Origin of the sequence: Endozoicomonas sp. SESOKO1, from assembly GCF_024606265.1 — a bacterium.
Lineage (GTDB): Bacteria > Pseudomonadota > Gammaproteobacteria > Pseudomonadales > Endozoicomonadaceae > Endozoicomonas.
On record NZ_JAHHPP010000002.1, the window covers coordinates 21,267 to 43,413 of the forward strand.

17 protein-coding genes, 1 pseudogene and 1 riboswitch are annotated in these 22,147 nt (G+C 49.9%); of the genes and pseudogenes, 8 read left to right on the forward strand and 10 right to left on the reverse strand.

The genetic code is table 11. The features are described 5' to 3' along the window. Position 1 precedes the first annotated feature (1 nt). Together KDK13_RS00200 and KDK13_RS00205 are read left to right on the forward strand one after the other, a co-directional pair. Positions 2 to 1,612 carry a hypothetical protein gene (locus tag KDK13_RS00200; protein WP_257282707.1) on the forward strand — a complete coding sequence of 537 codons (1,611 nt, stop codon included), beginning with the start codon at positions 2 to 4 and terminating at the stop codon, positions 1,610 to 1,612. A gap of 272 nt (positions 1,613 to 1,884) precedes the next feature. Then, complete coding sequence (locus tag KDK13_RS00205) at positions 1,885 to 2,697, forward strand: hypothetical protein (protein WP_257282708.1); 813 nt, start codon at positions 1,885 to 1,887, stop codon at positions 2,695 to 2,697. Here the strand turns inward: KDK13_RS00205 and KDK13_RS00210 are convergent. Continuing rightward, positions 2,660 to 2,761 (reverse strand): annotated as a pseudogene (locus KDK13_RS00210) (transposase); the annotation flags it as partial. The gene KDK13_RS00205 and the pseudogene KDK13_RS00210 sit on opposite strands and share 38 nt — an antisense overlap. Positions 2,762 to 2,766: 5 nt before the next feature. On the opposite strand from KDK13_RS00210, the gene KDK13_RS00215 reads away from it, so the two are divergent. Together KDK13_RS00215 and KDK13_RS00220 are read left to right on the forward strand one after the other, a co-directional pair. Further along, complete coding sequence (locus tag KDK13_RS00215) at positions 2,767 to 3,453, forward strand: transposase (RefSeq protein ID WP_257282709.1); 687 nt, start codon at positions 2,767 to 2,769, stop codon at positions 3,451 to 3,453. Between the two features lie 492 nt (positions 3,454 to 3,945). Further along, positions 3,946 to 5,196, forward strand: coding sequence for a hypothetical protein (locus tag KDK13_RS00220; RefSeq protein ID WP_257282710.1), 1,251 nt, complete (start codon positions 3,946 to 3,948; stop codon positions 5,194 to 5,196). A gap of 59 nt (positions 5,197 to 5,255) precedes the next feature. Here KDK13_RS00220 and KDK13_RS00225 read toward each other — a convergent pair whose 3' ends face one another. The 9 genes from KDK13_RS00225 to KDK13_RS00265 all read right to left on the reverse strand — a co-directional run bounded on the left by KDK13_RS00225 (position 5,256) and on the right by KDK13_RS00265 (position 14,005). Further along, on the reverse strand, positions 5,256 to 6,236 hold the full coding sequence (locus tag KDK13_RS00225; RefSeq protein WP_257282711.1) for an ABC transporter substrate-binding protein: 981 nt from the start codon (positions 6,234 to 6,236) through the stop codon (positions 5,256 to 5,258). Positions 6,237 to 6,240: 4 nt separating this feature from the next. After that, positions 6,241 to 6,993, reverse strand: coding sequence for an ABC transporter permease (locus KDK13_RS00230; RefSeq protein ID WP_257282712.1), 753 nt, complete (start codon positions 6,991 to 6,993; stop codon positions 6,241 to 6,243). Between the two features lie 3 nt (positions 6,994 to 6,996). Further along, positions 6,997 to 7,779 (reverse strand): ABC transporter ATP-binding protein, encoded by a 783-nt coding sequence (locus tag KDK13_RS00235; protein WP_257282713.1) that lies wholly within the window; start codon positions 7,777 to 7,779, stop codon positions 6,997 to 6,999. A gap of 15 nt (positions 7,780 to 7,794) precedes the next feature. After that, positions 7,795 to 8,613: a bifunctional hydroxymethylpyrimidine kinase/phosphomethylpyrimidine kinase gene (gene thiD, locus KDK13_RS00240; protein ID WP_257282714.1), complete on the reverse strand. Its 819-nt coding sequence runs from the start codon at positions 8,611 to 8,613 to the stop codon at positions 7,795 to 7,797. Positions 8,614 to 8,778: 165 nt separating this feature from the next. Next, positions 8,779 to 8,882, reverse strand: a riboswitch (TPP riboswitch). 54 nt (positions 8,883 to 8,936) lie between these two features. Then, positions 8,937 to 9,716, reverse strand: a complete 780-nt coding sequence (locus KDK13_RS00245; RefSeq protein WP_257282715.1) for an SDR family NAD(P)-dependent oxidoreductase — start codon at positions 9,714 to 9,716, stop codon at positions 8,937 to 8,939. An 11-nt stretch (positions 9,717 to 9,727) separates the two neighbouring features. Continuing rightward, a complete protein-coding gene (locus tag KDK13_RS00250; protein WP_257282716.1) occupies positions 9,728 to 10,345 on the reverse strand; it encodes a DUF3833 domain-containing protein in 618 nt (205 codons plus the stop codon). Then, the gene (locus tag KDK13_RS00255) at positions 10,330 to 11,625 is read right to left on the reverse strand and encodes a cyclopropane-fatty-acyl-phospholipid synthase family protein (RefSeq protein WP_257282717.1); all 1,296 of its coding nucleotides are present in this window, start codon (positions 11,623 to 11,625) and stop codon (positions 10,330 to 10,332) included. Before KDK13_RS00255 ends, KDK13_RS00250 begins: the two co-directional genes overlap by 16 nt. Continuing rightward, on the reverse strand, positions 11,622 to 12,569 hold the full coding sequence (locus KDK13_RS00260; RefSeq protein ID WP_257282718.1) for a DUF1365 domain-containing protein: 948 nt from the start codon (positions 12,567 to 12,569) through the stop codon (positions 11,622 to 11,624). The genes KDK13_RS00255 and KDK13_RS00260 overlap by 4 nt, the downstream gene beginning before the upstream one ends. Before the next feature lie 2 nt (positions 12,570 to 12,571). Next, positions 12,572 to 14,005 (reverse strand): FAD-dependent oxidoreductase, encoded by a 1,434-nt coding sequence (locus KDK13_RS00265; protein ID WP_257282719.1) that lies wholly within the window; start codon positions 14,003 to 14,005, stop codon positions 12,572 to 12,574. Between the two features lie 661 nt (positions 14,006 to 14,666). Here KDK13_RS00265 and KDK13_RS00270 point away from each other — a divergent pair. From KDK13_RS00270 to rmuC, 4 genes are all read left to right on the forward strand, one after another. After that, positions 14,667 to 17,969 carry a hypothetical protein gene (locus tag KDK13_RS00270; RefSeq protein ID WP_257282720.1) on the forward strand — a complete coding sequence of 1,101 codons (3,303 nt, stop codon included), beginning with the start codon at positions 14,667 to 14,669 and terminating at the stop codon, positions 17,967 to 17,969. Positions 17,970 to 18,372: 403 nt separating this feature from the next. Continuing rightward, on the forward strand, positions 18,373 to 18,930 hold the full coding sequence (locus KDK13_RS00275) for a sigma-70 family RNA polymerase sigma factor (RefSeq protein ID WP_257282721.1): 558 nt from the start codon (positions 18,373 to 18,375) through the stop codon (positions 18,928 to 18,930). Beyond that, on the forward strand, positions 18,927 to 19,583 hold the full coding sequence (locus KDK13_RS00280) for a ChrR family anti-sigma-E factor (protein WP_257282722.1): 657 nt from the start codon (positions 18,927 to 18,929) through the stop codon (positions 19,581 to 19,583). The genes KDK13_RS00275 and KDK13_RS00280 overlap by 4 nt, the downstream gene beginning before the upstream one ends. Positions 19,584 to 19,689: 106 nt before the next feature. Beyond that, entirely contained in the window at positions 19,690 to 21,831 is a 2,142-nt protein-coding gene (rmuC, locus tag KDK13_RS00285; RefSeq protein WP_257282723.1) for a DNA recombination protein RmuC, read from the forward strand. Positions 21,832 to 22,147 lie beyond the last annotated feature (316 nt).

Consider the following 22,147-nt stretch of genomic DNA (forward strand, 5'->3'; position numbering starts at 1 on the left):
TATGGATACGGTTAACAATTACACTGGATTTGTCGATCTCTCAGGGCTATCCCCCGTTCATAAATCAATTCAAACGGATCCTTACGCAACAAGCTCCGGTTCTATGGGATCCCATGAGGTTAGCCGCGTAGATGAAGTAGTAACATTTACGGGTGTTTTACCTGATAAAAAAATTTTCCTTGAAAAGGATAGGGTAGTCGTGAAGATTCTGCCTGCCATGAATTGTACCTCTCTGGACGAAGAGGTTAATAGCAAACCTTTCAGCATCAGATTCCAAAGTTTACCTGCGAACCAGGCATCGGTTGATGCGGCAGAAGCAGAAGCAGAAGATAGTGACAGTGAAGATTCTTCTTCGACTACGAGCGCCAGGGAAGGATCTTTTAGTGGCTCAGCCTCGACAGGAACAATGTCCTCTCTTGATCGGGCGTCTTTCCTTGATAGAACGTCTTCTCTTGATAGAACGTCTTCTCTTGATAGAAAGTCTCACTACTCTTTGAACTCTGACAGTAGCCCTTTGGATTTTGCCACTGACAGTCCATCAACAACCAGACAGAAGATCTCTCCATTTTCCATTGGCCAGATGATCCTTGAGATATCGGATAAGCTTCGTCGTCCATGTAATGATCCCCCATCCAGGGTGATAATCAATAAAATTATTACTTATGATCCGGACAAAGCACCTGAGTGGTACAAAAATAACTATGATTTTGAACGATCGTTGACAGCACGTGTTGAAAATTTCATGTTCACTAGCTTTGCTTTCTGGATGGGCTGGCAAGATCCTGATGGTAGCCGCATGAGTCTTTTTACCGGTTTTGGTACTCGATTGAATCCAGAATTTGTTACCTGGAAGGAATATAATACCGGTGCCTTCGAGCGTATTTCTGAGGTTGCGCAACTGCTTATCAATGTCGAGAGGCATATTTGCCAGTGCTTTCATGGGGGAGTTAAAAAAAACATAGGTCGTCTTGAGCTCTATGAATCACTGTCTTTTAAAAAAATTGATAAGGTATCTTTTAAAATCATAAGAAAAAAAGGCAAATCGTCATTGTCTTCAGATTGCTATCCCGGGATTATTTTCTATTTCCGTCGTTTGATCTCAAAGATGGAGGAGATGATAAAAACGGAAAAATACAGCGCACGAAAGGGAGAGGTTACCCGAAAAATAGCTGGCTATACCATTTGGCAAAAAAAGAGAGGGGATTTTGATTTGTTAAAAGCCTGCGTGGATTATAATGTGGCGGTTGATTTGATCGAGAAAGAGTATAAATCTACGGGGCTGGCTCAATATGATTCAAAAAGGAGGTCTTGTAACGTGTTATGCGCCGAGGAAAACTATTCCCGTGTTGACTCCGGAGAGTTGGAGGTTATAAAGCAGTTACTCTTCCTGATTGAATCTCTGGAAGAAGAAGGCCGGGGTATTATCGCTAAATTCAAAAAATCTATTGATGCCCTGCCAAGAGCGTTACAGGGCCAGAGTTTTGAGGAGCGGGTGTTACACATGTTTGATAATGGCAATGGTTATGTCAGCAGGCCATTACATTCCATAAAGCCAACATTGAATAGAGTATTGGCGAACCATCCGGATAGCCTGCCTGAACTACCAGCTTGATGCCTGGTTGGTGGCGTCGGAAAAAAATCGGAACTTGAAACACTAACATCATGGATACTTATTATCACTCGTCTGGCTGGCATCCGATTTCCGGAACAGGGCGGATGTCAGAACCTCCATTGGTTGACTCTTCCCGGAACAGGTCTCCGCCAGTTGTAGGCCTTGCAGAGAGCCGGATAAGTTCTTCTGCGCCGGAAAGAACCATTGATTCCTATGCAGTGCATCAGGTTATTCCGTCGAAAAGGGCGTCAGCGGTTTCACTGCCAGGTCATATGAAAACGCTGGTTGGTCAGATTGCTCAACTTCAACGAATTACAGGAACAGATTTTCATCGAGTGGACAGCTACCGGATAAATCCGGTTCGTATTCCAGTGCTGAAAAATATATTTTCAGAGGCCAGGCGTGGAAAGCTCCCCTCGCTGTCCCAGCTGCTTGACAATAGAAAACAGCATGTCAGTGGTTTAGGTAAAAATTTTGGTAGCCTGGTCGGAGAGCCTGTTCATGTATACCTCCATCTTTTGTTGTTTTTGCACAATCGGGGAATACCCGGGATCAGGAGTCTGGCTCCTTACCATGTGGTAAAGCAATCACTCATTGAATACTGGAACTTTCTCGTCTGTCCTGAACCTCTTGGGAAAAAAGTTCAACTGCTTGGCAAACAAATATTAGGTGATTACCTGCAACCTGAAGATTTACGAGGTGCCGTTCAAACAGACCCCGAAAAAGAGCAAGACTTAATCATCGCCTTTTCTATCTGTATTGGGAATGTTGAGGAAAAATATTGGATGGAGCGAGGCTCAGTCATGGCAAATTACTACGATGGAACCACATCATCACTGACTAACAGGAATATGCTGAATCTGCTGCAGGATTTCCTGTCGCTTGCCTATGGTGGCAGGGCAGACAGAGTGATGAGTACATTGCCAGCCGGAGTCGTTCAATTTTTAGATGATGAGTTAGGAAATGTGACATTTATTTCACCGGAAAAGAGCGGGAAGCCCAGTACTTTAAGTGCTGGGAGGGATAGCTCGGAGTCCGATAGGACTCCTAATGAGGTCTATCCTGTTGCTCGATGTATTGTTTGAGAACTTCAATCGGCGCACCGCCTGCCGAACCTGCAAAGTAGCTCGGACTCCATAAAGCGTTCTTCATATATGATTATTCAGACCAAGTCGCTATCAGTCAGGGTTAAGGATAAACACGCAAAAGTTCTACGACAAATGGCTTTTGAAGTGAATCAAGTGTTTAACCTTGCCAATGAATTATCAATGACGGCTTATCGCAATTACAGCGATCAAGGCCCGATAGTTCCTGCTTGGTTGTCTGCGTTTGATATTCAAAAGAAAACCGCCGGTATTCAGAAGGAGTGTGGATTTAAAATTGGTTCTGCGGCTCAGAGGGCTAATAAGAAAGCCCGTGTCCGTTCTATCCACGCCAAGATCAGGAACCGGCGTAAAGACACTATCCACAAATTTACGACCGCATTGGCAAACAACCATGCGGCAATCTTCGTTGGCGATGTGAGCAGCTCTAGGCTGGCAAAAACCAAGATGGCAAAGTCTGTCTTAGATGCTGGCTGGGCAATGCTCAAAACACAATTGGAATATAAAGCCATTGGGCGATCAGTTGTGTATGAAGTGGTCAACGAATCTAACTCCACCCAAACTTGTTCGTGCTGCGGCACTATTCCGTCCAGTAGTCCGAAAGGTAGGGCAGGTTTGCGAATAAGAGAATGGACTTGTTCAGAGTGCGGAGCTGAACACCTGCGTGACATTAACGCAGCAAAGAACATTCTTGCGGCGGGGCATCGCCGTCTAGCTGTAGGAATCCCGCTCCTTTAGGGGCGGGAGGATGTCAAGTAGTGACTCTTCTGGTTCTGTTGTCTGTTCTGGTTCTGAGCCTGACCTCAAGGAATCTGGGTCAGGAACACACTCATTTCCTGAAAACGAAAGCCCGGTTTTTTGAATATTTTTTTGTACATTAATGCTGACACATCATTAAGTGATGTGAACTAAATAGTCAGTTGGAAGTCAAACAGTGACTTGATAATTCAACTTACAGGCAGGGCTTTATTTTGAAAGCAGCAGCAGAAACAGCAACGCCATCAACGTACTCCCACCTGGAGCATGCTGGCGACCAACAAGCCGGTTCAAGTGGGATTCCTGATCACTCCACAGGTACATTCAGCGGTAAAGGAATCTCAAACCATCCGTCTCCCGGAGATACAGCCACCCTGACTGAAGAAGGCCAACGTATTGAGGATGCCTTTTGGAAAAAAAAACCACTACAAGGGCGTCAAATCACCTCGGCTGATGTGCTTACCGCCTATAGGAATGACCAAACGTCCCTCAGGGGGGGGGGCATTCCTGCAAAAACTGTACTTCAATAACATTCTGCACGACAACAGAAGAGTGACCCCGGATGACGTCATTCAAGAATTCAAGCGGGTGCCAGATCAGGAAAATGTGTGGGAATCAGCGATAAAGCATTTCGAGCACAAGGTCGAAAGAATGCGTGCCAGCCACCTGGCACGCTTTAAGGAGGAATTTTCTCTGAGGGGGTTGCCGTTGCATGGCCAGCGGGTGACACCGGTAGATGGTTCCCACGCAGATGCAGTCACTGCCAGTGCGGCTGAAACCCTGGAGTCATTGTCAAAACCATTCTCAAAACCCTTCTTGTCAAAACCAGTGTCAAAAACAGCCGAATCGGGTTTTCCGGATAATAAGGCTCCACCGTTAAATGCGCTCACCCTGAAAGCGCTGGAGATTATTCAGGAGATCAATGACTCTGACAGCAAACTCCCCCTTCGGATTACCGGGCCATGCGCAGAATTTCTTCAGAACCGCTGCTCTTCTTTCGACGATATTGACATTATTTGCCCAACAGAAGAGTCTGCCCTGAAACTTGTGGAAAAGATGCAAGCACTTAACACCGACAGGGATTCAGAAATTCGTACCTGGCTCCAGTTGATCTGGGGATGTAAGGCTATCAGACTACCGAAAATCTTCATTATTCGTCTTAACGATGGTGGTTTGGGTACAGCACAGAAGCTTGATATCAATATCACTATTGACGACAGCTTGTCAGATGAAAGTGGAGCCGTGTCCGGTTTTTTCCATCCTGATGTTGGGCGGTTGGTATGGTGTTTATCGCTTGCTGAAGAAACTCGAGTGCTGAACACTACGCTGAAACTCCTCGCTGATAACCTTGATTCGCTGACAGAGCAAGTGAAAAAAGGAGAGTTTCACATAAACCGAAACGTTCTTTTTGGTCGCCCAAAAGATAGTGATGAGCGTATTTATGGCTTGCTTATGCGATGTCTGACTACCCTGCATGAAGGCAAACAGTTTATCGCCATGCACTTTAAAGAAGAGCCTGAAGAAAAGCCTGACGAACAGATTAAAGAGCAACAACAAGACCTTCATGCACTGACTGACAAGCTTCAAGCGAAATTACAAAGTCACCCTTACCGTGATGGTTTTGAACATAGTGTTAACCATTGGCTATCGACAACACCGGATGAGAAAGACGTCGGGATCAATAGGAAGAAACGTATCGAAACACTGCTTGCGTTGTTGTACTGATTATCAGGTGGCTATCCCAAAAAGCAGACTTTGACGATAGCCGTGAAGTCTATCCCGGATTAGAAATCCAGCATGTAGTCCCTGGTGTTTACTTTGGCCTTAAGCTCCCCATTCTTTTCCAGATAGTCGGCAAAGGCCCGGTAACGGCCAGCGTCTTTGGCGGCAGGCCGCAGGGCAAAGCGGGAAATGGTGTCAAACCAGGCGCGGTGGTTCAGTTCATTATCCAGTTTCTCCGGGCTGTAATCCCTGAAAATCTCCCAGGATTTTTCCGGGTTATTCACAATATATTGTGTGCCCAGTTCAATCGCCCTGAGAAAACGACGAATGGCGTCTTTATCGTGTTTCTCGCTGTTGGCGATAAAAATCAGTTCATCGTAGGGCGGAATATTGTTTTCCTCGTAATAGAACATCCGGCCCTTACGCCCTTCAATCGCCAGCTGGTTCAGCTCGAAGTTACGGTACGCGCCCATGATGGCATCCACCCGGCCACTCATCAGGGAAGAGGAGAGGTTCCAGCCCACATTGACCAGTTTTACATCCCCGGCACCAAACCCATAAGGTTCAAAGAGTGTGTTCAGAAACGCATTCTCGATACCGCCAATATTCAAACCGATGGTTTTGCCCTTCATATCCTTCAGGGATTTGATCGGGCTATCATCCAGAACCAGCAGGCCGTCCAGTGGTGTGGCCACCAGGGTGCCGGCCCAGGCAAGGGGCAGGCCGTTGGCCACCCCGTGAATCATGCTGGGCTGATAGTAAACGGCAAGATCCACTTTTTCTGCCGCCACCAGTTTGGGAGGAAGGTTGGGGTCCGCCGGCTCCTGGATATTGACCTTAAGCCCCTGGTCTTTGAAGTAGCCATTCTGACGTGCAATGATGATCGGGCCGTGATCAGGATTGACAAACCATTCCAGCATCAGGGTCAGCTCTTTAAGCTCCCCGGCTGGCTGGGTATTGGCTACCTGGTCGCTGGCCTGCAGGCTGATGGACAGCATCCATGCCATTGCCCATAAAACAGAGTGTTTTATCATTTTTTTCATTTTTTTATTCCTGAGAAGTTTCCGGTTGCCACGGAATGAGTCTGCGCAAAAGACGGTCGGTGGTGTAGTAAAGGGTGACGGAGCAGAAGGCCAGTACGGTCAGCGCGGCAAACATCTGGTCAACCCAGAGTCGTGCATTGGCCTGAAGCATGAGGTAACCAAGGCCAGCGCTGGAGCCAACCCATTCCCCGACAACGGCACCAATGGGTGCCACCACAACGGCGACCCGCAGTCCGGAAGCCAGGGCTGGCAGTGCCGCAGGCCAGCGGATATGGCGCAGAATGGCCAGCCGGTTGCCGCCCATGGTTTGGGCCATATCCAGCCAGCCCTGATGGGTATGGCGCAGTCCGTCATAACAGCAGGTGGCCACGGGGAAAAAGATCACCAGAATGGTCATCACCACTTTTGACGTCAGGCCGTAACCAAACCAGAGCATCAATATCGGTGCGAGGGCAAAGACCGGAATGGCCTGGGTAATCAACAGCGGTGGCAAGAGCCAGGGCCTTAACGCAGAAAAATAGACGAGCGTCAGCGCCAGGGCAATGCCCAGCAGAACGCCGAGTAACAGGCCCAGTAACATTTCACTGAGGGTCACCAGCGTGTGTTCCCACAGCAGGCTGGCGTTGTCAACCATGCTGCTGGCCACAGACAATGGCCCGGGAAGGATGTAGGATGGCATATCAAAAGCCACCACCAGGGTATGCCAGAGCACCAGAAGACCAGTAAGAACGACAAAGGGTTTGATGGAATCTTTCATGCTTCATGGCTCTCCGGACGGTTCATCAAACGACTCATGACGTAAACGATCCAGCAGTTTGCCCTGTAATGCCATCAGGTCGTTATCTGCCAGTGAGCGGGGTGTCTTTCCCGGTGGCATAATGGCATCCGTCAGCCGGGCCGGATGCCCGCGCAGGTGATAAACCTGATGGCCAAGGCGCAGGGCTTCCAGGGGATCATGGGTGATTAACAGCACCGTACGGTTCTGCAACAGCTCACAGGCCAGGTCCTGTAAATTCAGCCGGGTGATGGCATCCAGTGCTCCGAAGGGTTCGTCCATTAACACCAGTGGCCGGTTTTCCATCAGCGTCCGGGCCAGTGCTACCCGCTGGCGCTGGCCCCCGGACAGGTTCTGGGGCAGAACCTGGGCTTTTTCGCTCAGGCCAACCTTTTCCAGAATGGCCATGGCCTGGTCCCTAACCTCGGCTGACAGGAGCGGACGTCCTGTGAACACATCGGCCAGACTGCGCCGCAGGCGCTGCCCCAGGGTGATATTGTCCAGTACCGAAAACCAGGGCAGCAGCAGGTCCTGCTGCGCCATCCAGGCGATTCGGTGATGAACCGAAAAGCCGTCCTGACAAACCACTTCCCCCGTTGTCTCGCCCGCAGGCAGGCCGGCAATCAGACGTAGCAGACTGGTTTTACCCACACCGCTGCCGCCCAGAAGGCAGGTCCACTGGCCTCCCTTAAGGGTCAGGTTGAGGTTGGTAAAAACACAGTGCTCGCCAAATCTCAGGCTGGCCCGGCGAATAATCACATCAAACATGCGTTGCGGTATTCTCTATGACCAGGTCCGGTAAAAATGATGGACCGGACCGTGGCCAGAACCGATGTTCAGGTTGTCAGCATGGGCAATGGCACCGGCAATGTACTCCTTGGCAGACCGAACGGCATCGATCAGAGGATAACCCCCGGCCAGCAACGCGGTGACGGCAGACGACAATGTACAGCCTGTGCCGTGGGTATTTCGGGTGTCAACCCATGGAGACTCAAGTTTGTGCAGGGTGTGACCGTCATGGAACAGGTCGACAGCCTGGCTATTGCCTTTGTCTGAGGAAAGGTGCCCGCCTTTGAGCAACACGGCACTGGCGCCCAGCTCCATCAATGGGTCAACCATGGCGATCATGGCGTCCAGTGACTCTGGTCGTGGACAATTCAGCAGCACCGCCGCTTCCGGCAGGTTGGGAGTAATCAGGGTGGCTTTGGGGATCAGTTTGCGACGCAGATTATCAATGGCGGCTTCCTGAAGCAGAACATCACCGCTGGTGGCGACCATCACCGGGTCAACCACCAGGTATTTCAGCGGGTAATCACCGACAGCGCTGGCAACCGTATCAATCACTTCAGGCTGGCTCAGCATGCCAACCTTGGCAGCGGAAATGTTCAGGTCAGAAAAGACCGAGTCCAGCTGTTCCCGGACAAAGGCCGGTGAGACGTCAAAAATCCCCTGGACACCCAGCGTGTTCTGTGCGGTCAGCGCCGTGATCACACTGCAACCATAGGCACCAAGGGCTGAGAAGGTTTTCAGGTCTGCCTGAATGCCGGCACCACCGCCACTGTCTGAACCGGCAATGGTCAATGCAATGGGTGTAGAAGACATAAGTTCGCGCCGCTCCACAAGAGAAATTCCATATCATCAGAACTGGCGGGAAAGCGGGCAGGGGGGTAACTCTGTTTCCTGTCGAGAATATTGCGCCTTGGCGGGGCAATGAAATGCATTGATTAACAGGCTTGCACGATTATTAGTACATCAGGGTTTTATCAGCTCTCAGGCCCGTCGGTTTCCTACGCCAGCATTATCTGGTTCAGGTTCTATGGGTGTATCTCAGTTCTGCCATTAACTCTGGCAGAACACCCCAACCAACAGCGACCGAGTCTATGGGGTTTGCCACAGACTGTCCAGCGAGTTGAGTGAATTGATGGTCAACCGGCTTTACGGATTAACCAGAAATACAGGGGGTAAGGCAGGCGACGCAGAAGCCCCAGGATAGCAGCGAAAATGCGGGGGAACCGAATCTCGAACGACCGCCCCTTCATTCCTTTGACGATCACCTGCGCAGCCTTATCCACCTCCATCAGAAAAGGCATGGGGAATTGGTTCTTGCTGGTCAGTGGCGTTTTCACAAAACCCGGGTTGATAATTTTGATATCAATACCCACGTCAGACAGTTCAGAATTCAGTGATTCCGCCATATTGATCAAGGCTGCCTTGGTTGCGCCATAGCCCGCTGCCCTTGGCAACCCACGATAGCCGGCCAGTGAGGCATTAATGGCAATGGTTCCCTGGCCTCGCTTTGTCATAAAGGCGATCAATGGCTCCAGGCAATGGCAAACACCCATCAGGTTGAGCTCCACCTGTTGACGCACGGCATCGCTGGTAAACCCGGTTGCCGGGGCGGAGATATAGGTGCCGGCATTCAGAATGGCCTGATCAATACCACCGTGATTCTCAATGATCTTATGGACCGTTTTATTCACTGCAGTTTGATCGGTAACATCAAGAGGGTAGGGAATAATGCTGCCTTTCAAGCCTGTGGATTGATTGGCCAGTGCTTCCAGTCGTTCCACGTTTCGGGCACTGGCCGCTACGACCATGCCTTCCCGGGCCATGGCGATGGCCACCGCCTCACCAATGCCCTGGCTGGCTCCGGTAATCCAGATGACCGGAGCATCAGAAGGTGCTTTATCCTGGTTAACGTTCATGTCTGTTGCCTTTATTGTTGTTCTTTGTTGGCTTTTTCAGGGCTAGCGGCTTTTTCAAAACCGGGTTTTTCAAAAGCGACAGTCAACGTACCAAGCTTTATACCCCATTTGCTCATGGTTGCCACATTCAGTAGTACGCCATCTTCCTGAAGGAACATCCAGTCATCAAAGGTAACCACCCACTCCCGGCCACGGATGGGCAGTCGCATCTGGTATTTGAAGTTAAAGGCATTGCCGGCACTGCGGCCAATGGCCTGGCCAACGATATCTCCGGCCGTTCCCAGGTAATGCCCGTCACCCATAATGTTGACGTTCCAGATACGGGTTGACTCGCTGCCATCGGAATAGATGAACTGTTCATCCAGGGTCAGTACGCCGTCGTTTACTTCACCGGTCATCAACACCTTGAAGCGCTGTTGAACATTGCCGAACCGATCCTGAAACATGCCCCAGGCTACGGTTTTCCCGGCAAAGTAGTCTTCAATTTTCAGACCTGGTTTACTCGCTGCATAATCTTCAATATTCATGGAAGTGCACCCCGTCAGCATAACCGTCAACATAAAAAGCAGGGTCAGAAGCCAGGCTCTTCCTGGCATCCGGTATTTTATTATTGTTAAAGCGACTGGCATGATGTTGTCCCCCCTGGTTCGATTGACAAAGGTTTGGTGAGTTTGTAGAGGCAAACATCAATACTCCTGAATTGAAAACCGGTCGTGCAGTAATCCAGGTAAAATTGCCACATGCGTTTAAAGCGCTGATCAAATCCGAGCGTTTCAATGGTGGGCCAGGCCGCAAGGAACTGCCGTTTCCACTCATCCAGCGTTTTGGCATAGTCAAGACCAAAGGAGAGTGTGTTGCGAATCGCTAACCCGGCCTTGCCTGCCTGATCTTTGATCACCCTGTCGCTGGGTAGCATGCCTCCCGGGAAGATGTAACGCTGGATAAAGTCGACATCACGGCGATACTCCCCAAAGCGGGCATCATCAATCAGGATGGCCTGGATCACCGCAGATCCTCCGGGTTTCAGGCTGTTGTACAGTTTTTCAAAGTAGACCGGCCAGTGCTCTTCACCGACAGCCTCGATCATTTCGATGGAGACGATACGGTCAAACTGTTCATGGATATCCCGATAGTCCGTAAGGCTGAACTGGCAGGACAGGTTGTCAGACAGCTGTTCCTGGTGAGTGAGCTGTGAGTAGGCAAGCTGTTCCTGTGACAATGTGATCCCATGGTAAGCACCTTGATGTCGCTGATTCAGTGTGCGGGCAAAGCCGCCCCAGCCACAGCCGATCTCAAGAATGGAATGCCCCGGACGAAGTTCCAGCCAGTCGACAATGGTGTTGTATTTATTGTTTTGTGCCGTTTCCAGATCCTCATGCTCCTCCAGGTAAAGGGCGCTCGAATAGGTCATGGAAGGGTCAAGCCATTGCTGATAAAAGTCGTTGCCCAGGTCATAATGGGCGGCAATATTGCGACGACTGCCGGAGCGGCTGTTACGGCGTATTTTGTGCAGCACCCGGTTAAACATCCGGTTGAGCCAGTTGGATGCCATCACGTCCTGCAGGTTTTCTTCATTGGCCATGGCCCAGTCGGTCAGGGCTTTCAGGTCCGGAGTGCTCCAGTCGCCATTGATATAAGACTCTGACCAGCCCAGTAATCCCTGGCTGCCTTGCTGGATTAAACCGACAGGATTATGGATCTGCAGACAGGGAATGGGGATGCCCGACTGGAACTGCCCGACCATAACACTTTCTATGTCCTCTTCACTGCCATCCACATTGCCATCAATGCGCAGCTCAATTCTGCTAACCCCGGCTTTGATAAACCGTTTTTCCAGCCAGGAAAGCACATTTCTCAGTGCAGGGAACCATGATTTTGTGGTTATTTCCGTGGAGCTGGTGGAATTCATAGGTTCTTCTCCCTGTTCGCTGTATTGTTCTGTGGGAAACATTCTGCTTCCTTGCTTTTTATTGATGCGAAGGGCGCAAAATCGTTTTCTTTCGCCATGGGCGCATGGGCGCGGCTATGGCTGAAAAAGAAATTTCTTGGAGTGTGTGTATAAATCGAGATGCCTTTAAGCCAGAGCCGTAAAGCTTCCCAGTGGATAGCAGCCATGACTTTCAGGGTTTGCAGTGGCAATAGCATGGTCTGTTTTACGATAAAACGATCAGTGATGGTTTTTCGCAGTCCTTTGAACACGGCAGTAAACAGCTTGCCGTTGGAATTATTCAAGTTAATGCCGAGAGTGACACGCTCCCCGGGTGGCCTTATCCGGAAATGGTAATAGCAGTCCATGGGAAAGAAGGGGGATACATGAAGTGCTTTGTCTGCCTGTTGTTGAATAGGTTGTTGGATAGGTTGTTGGATAGTTTGCTGAACAGCCTGCTTATCGCATTCTATCAATCGGCGATCATCTGGCTGCTCTCCAGGCTCGACAGCCGCTACATAAGAGTGCCGTTCTTTGAAAGTATTACTGACTTCATAGACGATGGCGGTCAGCTTTTGATCCCGGTAGCAAAAGTACACCGCCAATGGGTTAAAGGTATAGCCGAACATCCTTGGGTAACAGAGCAGGCTTACCTTGTCCGGTGTTTCAATATGGTGGTGGTGAAGTAACTGGTTGATCTGTTCCCGCAACGGTGTATCAGACCCGTCACCATGATCACGGGGGTAGAAAGACACAAGATTAAACCGGTTGACGGAAAACAGGGTCAGCTGCTTATCCAGCGCATCAATGGCATCAAGATCCAGCAACCAGGAAGCCACCCGGTAGGAGAAACGATGCTTTTTCGGTTTGAACCGATGGTGCATCAATTCGCCGACGTAAATAGAAGAACCAGAGGGCGATTCCATGCTCAGGATTCCTGCTGTTGAGGGTCACAGGGGGTCAGTTGGGAATCGGTTAAACCCGGGCCGGAAAAACTGTGGCCAAACAGGTCCGGGCGATGAAGACGGTCATTTTCCCCCTTGACCTGCCAGGGACGGCGAATGCCCCCAAGGCTTTCCGCAACGGCAAGGCCGGACTGTAGCCCATCTTCATGGAAGCCATAGCCCAGCCATGCACCACAATACCAGGTGCGGTTTCTGCCCTGGAGCTCCCACATTCTCTCCTGGGCTTCAATAGCGGCGCGGTCAAATACCGGGTGATCATAAAGATAGCAGCCATGAATCAGATCGGTTGCCGGCTCCTGCCCGGGATTCAGAGTGACAAACAGTGGCGGGCCGTCGAGATGCTGCAGGTTATTCATCCAGTAGGTAACCGCAGGTCCCTCTTTATTAGTCTGGCCATTGCTCTGGCCATTGCCCTGACCTGATGCATGGGAACCGAGATAGTTCCAGCTGGCCCAGGCCTTTTTGTTCTCGGGCATTAGTCGTTCATCGCTGTGTAACAGGGCCTTGTTGCGTTGAAAGGTAAAAGCGCCCAGCAAATGCTGTTCAAACTCATCAGGCTCAGAAAGCAGACTGAGCGTGGTGTCTGCATGGCAGGCCATGACCACGTGGTCAAAATGCCACTCTTTACCCTGGAAATCGGTCAACTGAACCCGGTCAGAAAAACGTTTTATTTTTCGAATACAGCGATTGGTCAGCGCGGAGGTACCCAGCTCATCAATAATCCGCTGCACGTACTCTCGACTGCCGCCTTTCACGGTCTGCCATTGAGGACGATCCGACAATTGCAGCAGGCCATGGTTTGCGCAGAAGCGAAGAAAGGCCAGGGCCGGGTAGTCCAGCATTTTGTCAGCCGGTGTTGACCAGATAGCAGCCCCCATGGGAATCAGGTGATCATGAATAAACCGCTGGCTGAAACGCTCACGGTGCAATAACTGGCCAAGGGTCAAGGAGGCATCGATACCCTGTTCATGCTCAAGGCTGCCCAGCCATTTTTCGCTGTTGCGATAGAAACGCAGAATATCGGCCAGCATTAACCAGAACCCCGGACGGAGCAGGTTGCTCTTCTGGGCGAATAAGCCTGATAGATCAGTACCAGCGTATTCCGTAGAGCCGTTGTTCAGAGAAACGGCAAAAGACATATCCGTAGGGACAAAAGGCACCTTGAGGTGTTTGAAAAAAGCGATCAGGTTTGGATAGGTTTTCTCATTAAAAACAATAAAGCCCGTATCGACGGGAATCGGTTTCTCATCACCCACAGACACAGTATGACTGTGCCCGCCGAAGCGGTCATCCTTTTCAAATAAGGTAACGTTATGTTGTCTGGAAAGTAACCAGGCGCAGGAGAGTCCGCTAATACCGGAACCGACGACAGCTATGTTCATTCCTTTTGTGGACACGAATGAGACTCCCTGTTGATTTTATTCGCTATAAAAAGGCTTTGTCACCAATAAGTACTTGTTATCTACGAAAGCCTTTCGTCAAAGTAGTTAAATAATACCCGGAATATCTACGATCCGAGTGGCATAACGGTTCACTCAATGATATGAAAAATTGAGAAAAAATGTATCAACTTTTGTGTCCGGTGTGCATCCGGTGGGGGCATCATAGAAGCCAGGCAAATGAAGCGTGGGAAAAACGCTCACTGCGTTAATCTGTTGCACAGGCAGGGCGGAGAGTTCTGGTTAAAAATCGAGCTGATTCAAGCTGGCTTTTTATTTGATCAATTATTAAGAACTGTTAAGTACCTGTGGATTAATTTCAGGTGTAAAAGTGAAGATAAGATCATAAATTTTATTCCATGTGTTTTCTGGATTGTTGGGATGAAAAAGAATACCGGTTGATTGGTGGTTATTCTATTGTTCCCAGAATTTAATTGAATGATTGTTCAGTTTTTAAATAAAAATCCACCAGCCTTTTCAATTAAAAAAGACCTGCTATAAATAAATTTTCAAATGAAAAAGCTATCTAAGTAATCTAAGTAATCCAAGTAAAATAGTTGAACTTTTCTCTGGCCAAATAATCAAAATCGTCAGAAAAATTCTATCAGGAGTTTATTGTATGAGTTCACCACAATTTCCTACCCAGAGTCCGGCATATTTTCCACAGCCTTCAGATGCATCAGCCTCAAGCGGTGCATCAGGTTCAGGTAATGGGGGAGGTGCAAATACGACAACGGCAAAGTTCAACTCCAGAGATGTCACTGTTTATGATATGAGAGATTTTTTTAAAAGGATGACGCGGGGGGAGGTCAGGGAACTCACAACGCAGACTTGTGCTGAGGCTGAAAGAGAGCATGGCGACAAGATCTGGAATAAAAGTAATCTTGAAAGAGTCCTTAACACCTATGAATTACCGATTGACTTCAGTCGCCGTGATCCTTTCAAGGATCGTAAGTCCAGTGCAGTACTGAATGTTTTCCAAAAAGTAATTGATGAATGTGAACAGGCATCGGACAGGGGCGGGGAAGGCCATACGTTGCCCCTGACACAAAACCTGCACAATCTTTTGAATCGCAAACCGGTAAAAGAGGGGGAGAAAACCAGGGATTCTCATTTTGTCACTATGGATTTCTTCGTAGGAAAAATGAACAGATTGCAACAGAAAAAGGATGCAGAGAACTCTGCCAGTGGCAGTCCCGGTCAAGAGCGTCAGTTGCAGGAGCGCCAATTGGCAGTGGAGCCGGGCTTGCCACCTGCTGAAAACCCAACGTTCAAGATGGAAGGGCATCCACCATTACCATCAGTGAGTGCTCCAACAATGACACCCTCAGCACCACCGAACTACGATGCAGTTCAAGCTGAAACCAAGTTAGCGGCCTTGAACGCTGAAATTGCTATTTTGCAGCAAGGGGTGTTGCAGGATTTTCAAAGTCACCCTTTCCAGAACCAATTGAGCTGGGTTCAACTGGAAATAGCGAAACTTGGTGTTAACCTGCCAGCGAATCTTCAGGATCAATACGGTCAGGCCAAGGCAACTCTTGATGGCCTGCAGCAACAACAGCTGGGTTTGAATGAGCAGGTCATGATCAATGCGTTTCATGGCCAGATAGACGGGCTGGAGCAGTCATTGGCACAGAAACAGCCTAAAACAGACAACAAGCGTGAAGTACAGGCCTTTGATCGGGATGTTGTTGATCTATGCAAGCGGATTGACAAGCTCTGCTCAACAGAGTCTGAGTCCGGGAAGGCAGTGCTCAGGGAGCGAGTGGACGCATTTAAAGCCAGTATTGCTGGGTGGTTAACAGTTGCTGCTGCTTTTAATACCTTGAAAGGTTTGAAAAGTGATCTCAATGGTTTCCAGTTTCAAAAATCACCCCAGGAGGTTGATTCTTTCTCTACAAAACTTGATGAATTGGATGAATCTATCGGCAGGGTTCCTTCTGGCGAGCAGCGTATTGAATTGATGAGGGAGTCAAGCAATCTCAGAAGCAGTTTTTCTGATATTCAAAAGAGTGTAAATAAACAGCATTTAATCGCCAAGCTTGAAACAGCAGAAAAGACAATAAAAGCGCTGGAGCATAACGTTAGCACCAATCCGGAGTCATACCGGGTTCTGGTTGAGCAGGCCAGATCAGCATTGGCTGCTGTTACGCTACTGGTTGTCGATGAAGGAAGGGATGATAATCTTGCCATACTGAGCAATTTCAGGGAGAGGCTGGAAAAGTTTGAAGCTCCGGGATTGACCGGACAGGCAGCTGCTTCAAAAATGCAATCTTCTGCCCGGGGAGAGCGGGGAGAGCGGGTAGAGATAGAGGAGGTGGTAGCCCGTATTGATGATTTAATTGCCGACGCTGACAGTCGTTTAAGCGTTGCAGAAAAAATGCGGAAAGCCGTTGATACAATCCCCCTCAACCAAACGCACATGGACGAAATTCAGGGCATTCTGGATCAGATAAATGAAAAAATACTCCACGTAAAGGGTCTGGGTCATCGGGATGAACGAAATCGTCTGCTAACAATGTACTGCTCTTTGCTCTCCAGATTGACAGGGCTTCAGGAAGGGGGGGAGGCAAACAGCGGACAATCCACTGCCCGCACCAACCCTGCTGTGAGTGGTAACCAGCATCAAACGTTAAATCGTTTTGAGAAAAGTGGGGATCAAGGGCAGATGCCTGCTGTTGAAGCTCATCCGGAGGTTTTGCTTCAACAAGGGGTCGCCGCTTATGAAAAGGAAATGGCAGCATTTGGAAAGAAGGGAACTGCTTCACAGGCTGGTTTTGCAGCAGCGACAAGCAATATGGCCGCATTGTTAAGCAAGTTTGCTTCATCACAGTCAGAACCAACGGCCAGTCAGACAGTATCCTCACAAGCTGTAACACAGCCGCTGGTCAGGCAACATGTTCCTCTGTTCCCAGAGCCTATGAAGATCAGACCTGTCATTACCCATGGAGATAGCCTGGCATCATTTGCCAGTCAGTTGGGATATACGAAAACGACAATTTTTGATGATAGGCGCATTCTCAACGCCAGTCTTGGCATTAAGCCTTCTTCTGAGAAAATAAAATCCCTTGTTACCAGTACTGATATTCCTCTTAAATCCCTGCCTTCTGAGATCCGGGGAAGGATGATAGAAGCTTTTAATGACAGTAATAACTGGCCTGAAAAGATAAAACTGGTGCAGGTATATGCTTTTGCACCTGATGAGAGCGATTTTCACGGTGCCAGCTTTAAAGTAGAACTTCAAAGCCTGATGCCTGATTACCATCGTGAAATATACCGACGCAGCAGTGTTCGTGACCAGTACAGCCCTATTGGGGCAGATCTCCGGATGCCTGAGGGCTTAAAGCAGGGAAGTAAGTTTTATGAAGTTCACTGGTCTGTAAATGAAAGTCTGGCTGGGAATATGGTTCATTTTGCACATGGTTCAGCAGGTGATAACCATGGCGTTTTGGAAAATATTGGTTTTACCCTGGTCGCACCAGTACTAAAAGCCCTGGGTGCGAGCGCTGAAGAAGCTACATCAGCAGAAGCTGGTTTTGGTATCCCCTTCGGAATTGATTTGAGAATGCAGCCGCAAAGCGTTCTGCAGGAAGTGGAGCGGTTTAAACCGCACCGCGTTGTTCGTTTTGAGGTGCCTGATGTCACTGATTCTGTGACACCTGATGGTGGTCAGCTGGATTCTAACGTTGTATCCGATGCCCAGGGTTCCAGTGGCATAAACCCGCTGGCTCTTCAGACACAGAGCAAATATGAATCATCTTCACGTATTCCTGCCAGCAAGATATTTGCCAAAGAGGTGGGTATTTTATGGGTGAAAACGGTCACAGGCCTACCAGATATAAATAGCGCTTATGGCTTGATGGATTGGGTTGGGCGTAATAAGCCTGACCTGGAAAATCTCCGTCTCCCACAGCTGCTGTAGGGCTTGTATCACACGGAACATCCAGAGTAATCCGTTTCGATCCCACGACTGCATGGACGCAGCACTCAACAACTCAGGAATGATCGCTACGAAGATCCCCCGGCAGCCTCTGAACCAGAATACGTTTCCCGCTGAACAGGCAACGATACATCAACAGGTCCTGATAAGTTGGTTATCTCCCATCCAATGCTTTGTCCCGCAACAAAGCTTCTATTTATTCAGCCACTGGAAATTCAGGGGTGAAATTATAAAGAAAAGCTATGCAGGTCGGTTAATGAAGGTATTATGAAGAACAGTGGCCGCCTTCACTTAAAAAGATCCTTATCAGCTCGTTTTACGTAAAGGCAGCCATGTACAAGAAAATTGAAGAACTATGGTACATCTTCGGCTTGTTGAAACCTCTATGGAATTCAAACCTGATCAGGCAGCGCAAAAGCAGGACTTCAGGCTCATCCTTGTTGATCTGGCGAAAAGTCGCGACAAACAGCTGTTTATGCAGCTTTACGACTATTTTGCACCGCGGCTGAAAAGCTTTCTGGTCAGAAAAGGGGCGAATGAAGAACTGGCAGAAGAGCTGGTTCAGGAAACCCTGTTGTCGGTATGGCGCAAGACTGCCAGTTACGACCCTGCCAAAGCAACAGCATCCACATGGATTTTCCGAATCGCCAGAAATCTGTGGATCGATCGGCTTCGTAAAGAGAAGCCTGACATGCTCTCCCCGCTGAACAGTTATCCCGAGGCAGGTTACACGCCCAGCATGGCGGCCTGTGATTCAGGGCGTTTAAAAGACGCCCTGGGTGCCCTGCCTCAGCAACAGGCTCAATTGGTTTATAAAGTGTATTACGAAGGAAAATCCCATCGCGAAATTGCTGAAGACATGGACATGCCCATTGGCAGTGTGAAGTCCGGTCTCAGGCTGGCGTTTGATAAATTGCGGGTTCGCATTGGAGGTGAGTCATGAACTGCAATCATCACCCTGATGACAGTACCCTGCTCAGCTACGGTGCCTGCAGCCTGCCGGATGCGCTTTCCATGGTTGTTGCCTGCCATCTGGCGGTGTGTGACCACTGTCACGACAAGGTTGCGGACGCTGAACAGATCGGTTTTGGGCTGATGGAGCAGGAGCCGGTGAAGTCGATATCCAAACGTTCCCGGGACTCAATGTTGGCCATGTTGGACGAGCCGGTGGCGGAGGTTTGTTCCGAAACACCGATAATATCAGACGATCTATCTGATGGCGATATACCAGCCCCTCTGCGCCCTATGATTGGCCAGTGGTTCAGCGACCTTCACTGGCGCACAATGGCTCCGGGCATGAAGCAGTTTATTCTGCCAGCCTCCCAGGGCAAGCTGCGACTGCTGAAAATTGCCCCGGGTACCTTCATGCCGTCCCACGGTCACAGTGGCTCTGAGCTGACCCTGGTTCTCAAGGGTTCCTACAGCGATGAGCTGGGGCGCTTCTCGCTCGGCGATGTGGCCGATGTTGACCCGGATATGAGCCATCAGCCGGTTGCCGATACCCATGAAGGCTGTATCTGCCTTATTGCAACGGATGGCCCTCTGCGCTTTAAAGGTCTGGTTCCACGGCTGTTGCAACCATTTTTTCAGCTATAAATGCTGTAAGTCAGGTCTTTGGCAAGATTTTTTGCTATTGACCTGAACTTTTTTCTCGACGAACCTGTCCAAGTGTTTTTCCGTGTAATTCCTGAGAGATCGTTTCATGACGCTTACTGCCCTCGTCGTAGTTGCTGTTGCTTCACTGCTGTCGTTTGCAATGGCGTGGTTTGTCTGCCGACAGACCCAGCAAAGCCTTAAATTGCAAATGGAGCGGGAAGTGGATGCCCAGCATCTGCAGATTGCCCAGCTGATAGAGCAGAAAGCCGACCTGCAGGATGAGCTGGCCGAACAGACAATCGTTATGCAGGAGCAGCTGGACGCCGGAAAAGCCCTGCTGCACAAGGAGACATCACGTCTCAGTGAGCTGGTCAGTCAGCATCAGATCAAGGCCGGGCGGCTGGAGGCCATGCTGATTTCAGAGCGCAAGCGTGAAGCGGAAAAAAGCCGGGACCTTCAGGAGCGGGTTAAAGAGCTGACTGCTGAGCGCTCTGGCCGAAGTCAGGCTGAGCAGCGGGTAAAGGAGCTGGAAACCCGTCTTGAAGAACAACAGGCACAGAACCAGAAAGCCCTCATTCAGCTTCAGGAAAACAAGGAAGCCCTCAAGCAGGAGTTCAAACACCTGGCGCACGAAATCTTTGAAGCCAGGGGGAAAGTACTCTCTGATCAACACCATGAGCAGCTCCACTCACTCCTGGCCCCGTTCAGGGAGCAGCTGGGTGAATTCCGTAACAAGGTTGAAGAGGCTCACCGGGAAGACAGTGCCAGCCGTGCGGCCCTGAAGCAGCAGCTGGAAACCATGCACCAGCTTAACCGCAAGATGACCGATGATGCCGAGAGCCTGGCCAAGGCACTCAAGGGTGACAAGAAACTCCAGGGCAACTGGGGTGAAATGCAGGTTGAGACCATTCTTGACCGCAGTGGCCTGATCAAAGGCCAGGAGTACCAGCGGGAACCCAATTTCAGGGATGAAGAGGGCCAGAACAAGCGGCCTGACTTTATTGTCCACCTGCCAGAAGGCAAACATCTGATCATCGACTCCAAAGTGTCGCTGGTGGACTACATGGCCTTTGTCAACGCTGAGACGGATGCTGACCGTGATGCCGCCATGGCCCGCCATATCCAGAGTATCCGCAACCATATCAACAGCCTGAACCAGAAAGACTACCCGAGCCTGCCGGAAATCAAGGCACCGGATTTTGTCTTTATGTTCATGCCGGTAGAGCCTGCATTTATCTCGGCATTCCAGTACGACCAGAAGTTGTTCAATGATGCATTTGAGAAGCGCATTGTGGTTGTCACACCCACTACCCTGCTGGCAACCCTGCGCACCGTTGCCAACCTGTGGACCATTGAACGGCAGAATGCCAATACCCGTAAGCTGGCTGACAAAGGCCGTCAGGTGTACGACAAACTTCGAATTTTTGTCGAGAAGATGGAGAAGCTGGATATCCAGCTGGGTAATGCCCGAACCACTTATGATGATGCCATGGGCACACTGAAGCACGGTCGCGGTAACCTGATTGCCCAGGCGGATCAGTTTCTGGCGCTGGGGGTACGGGTGAAAAAGGAGTTGCCTGCCAAGACTCTGGAAACAGCAGACCTGGAGCCCCTTGAGGCAGAAGAGTTGTTAGCGCTTGAGTCGGAGGCACTGGCAGCCGTTGCGCCGGTTGATGAAATGACTCCTCGTCAGCAGGGAGTACCCTCAGCACAAGAGTCGGTTCCAGAGAGTGCCGGGGACTGTGCTGCTGACGACGCCCATGAGTTACCGCAGGAACCGGCAGAAGCCAACAATGAAGAACCGGTATCCCAGCCCGTTGTGGATAACCCGGCCGCAGATGCAGATGAAGCTGAACATTTTGCACAGTCTGAAACGGATGCAGGGGCGGGCATGGCACCTGAAAATACAGAACAGCCTGCTGCCTGTCATCAAAATCATAGCTCGGCAGATCTTGCTTCCCTGACGGCCAGGCCTGGCCCTGAATTTGCCCAGACCACTGACAGCTTGCACCCGACGGGTCTATCAGCTGAAGACGGTATTCTTCCCGGCGAAGATGAACTCCCGAATACGCCTGACTTTTCTGTGCTGGAGGCAGGGCTTTCAGAGCTGGGTATTGACCTCTCCTCTCCTGAAGGAGAGCTGCCTTCTCTTGAAGCAGAACTGGCCAGGCTGGAGCAGGAACACCCCGACTATTCCTGGCCAGACGTTGAGCAGCAGTACCGGTCAGAAGATCCACTCTCAAAGTGACGCCCTCACAATGGCGTCATTCTCACCACTGTGGCCTTATATGAAGTTTCAGTAAGATGGGAGCCTGTTTACTTAAGGCGGCTCTATTTCGGTTGTGATAACATGGCCTGAAAATTTCGCACAATCCCCGCTATGGACGCCTGAATCCAACAAGCTCCAAAAGAACGTGGACTTACCTGAAATCCAAATCCCGGCGCATTCTGATGAACACGACGATAAAGGCAGACCTGGTACTTCTGCTGGTTACTCTGCTGGCCGCGTCTGGCTGGCTGTTTTCCAAATTTGCCATCGGGGGGATGCCTCCGCTGGGTTACAT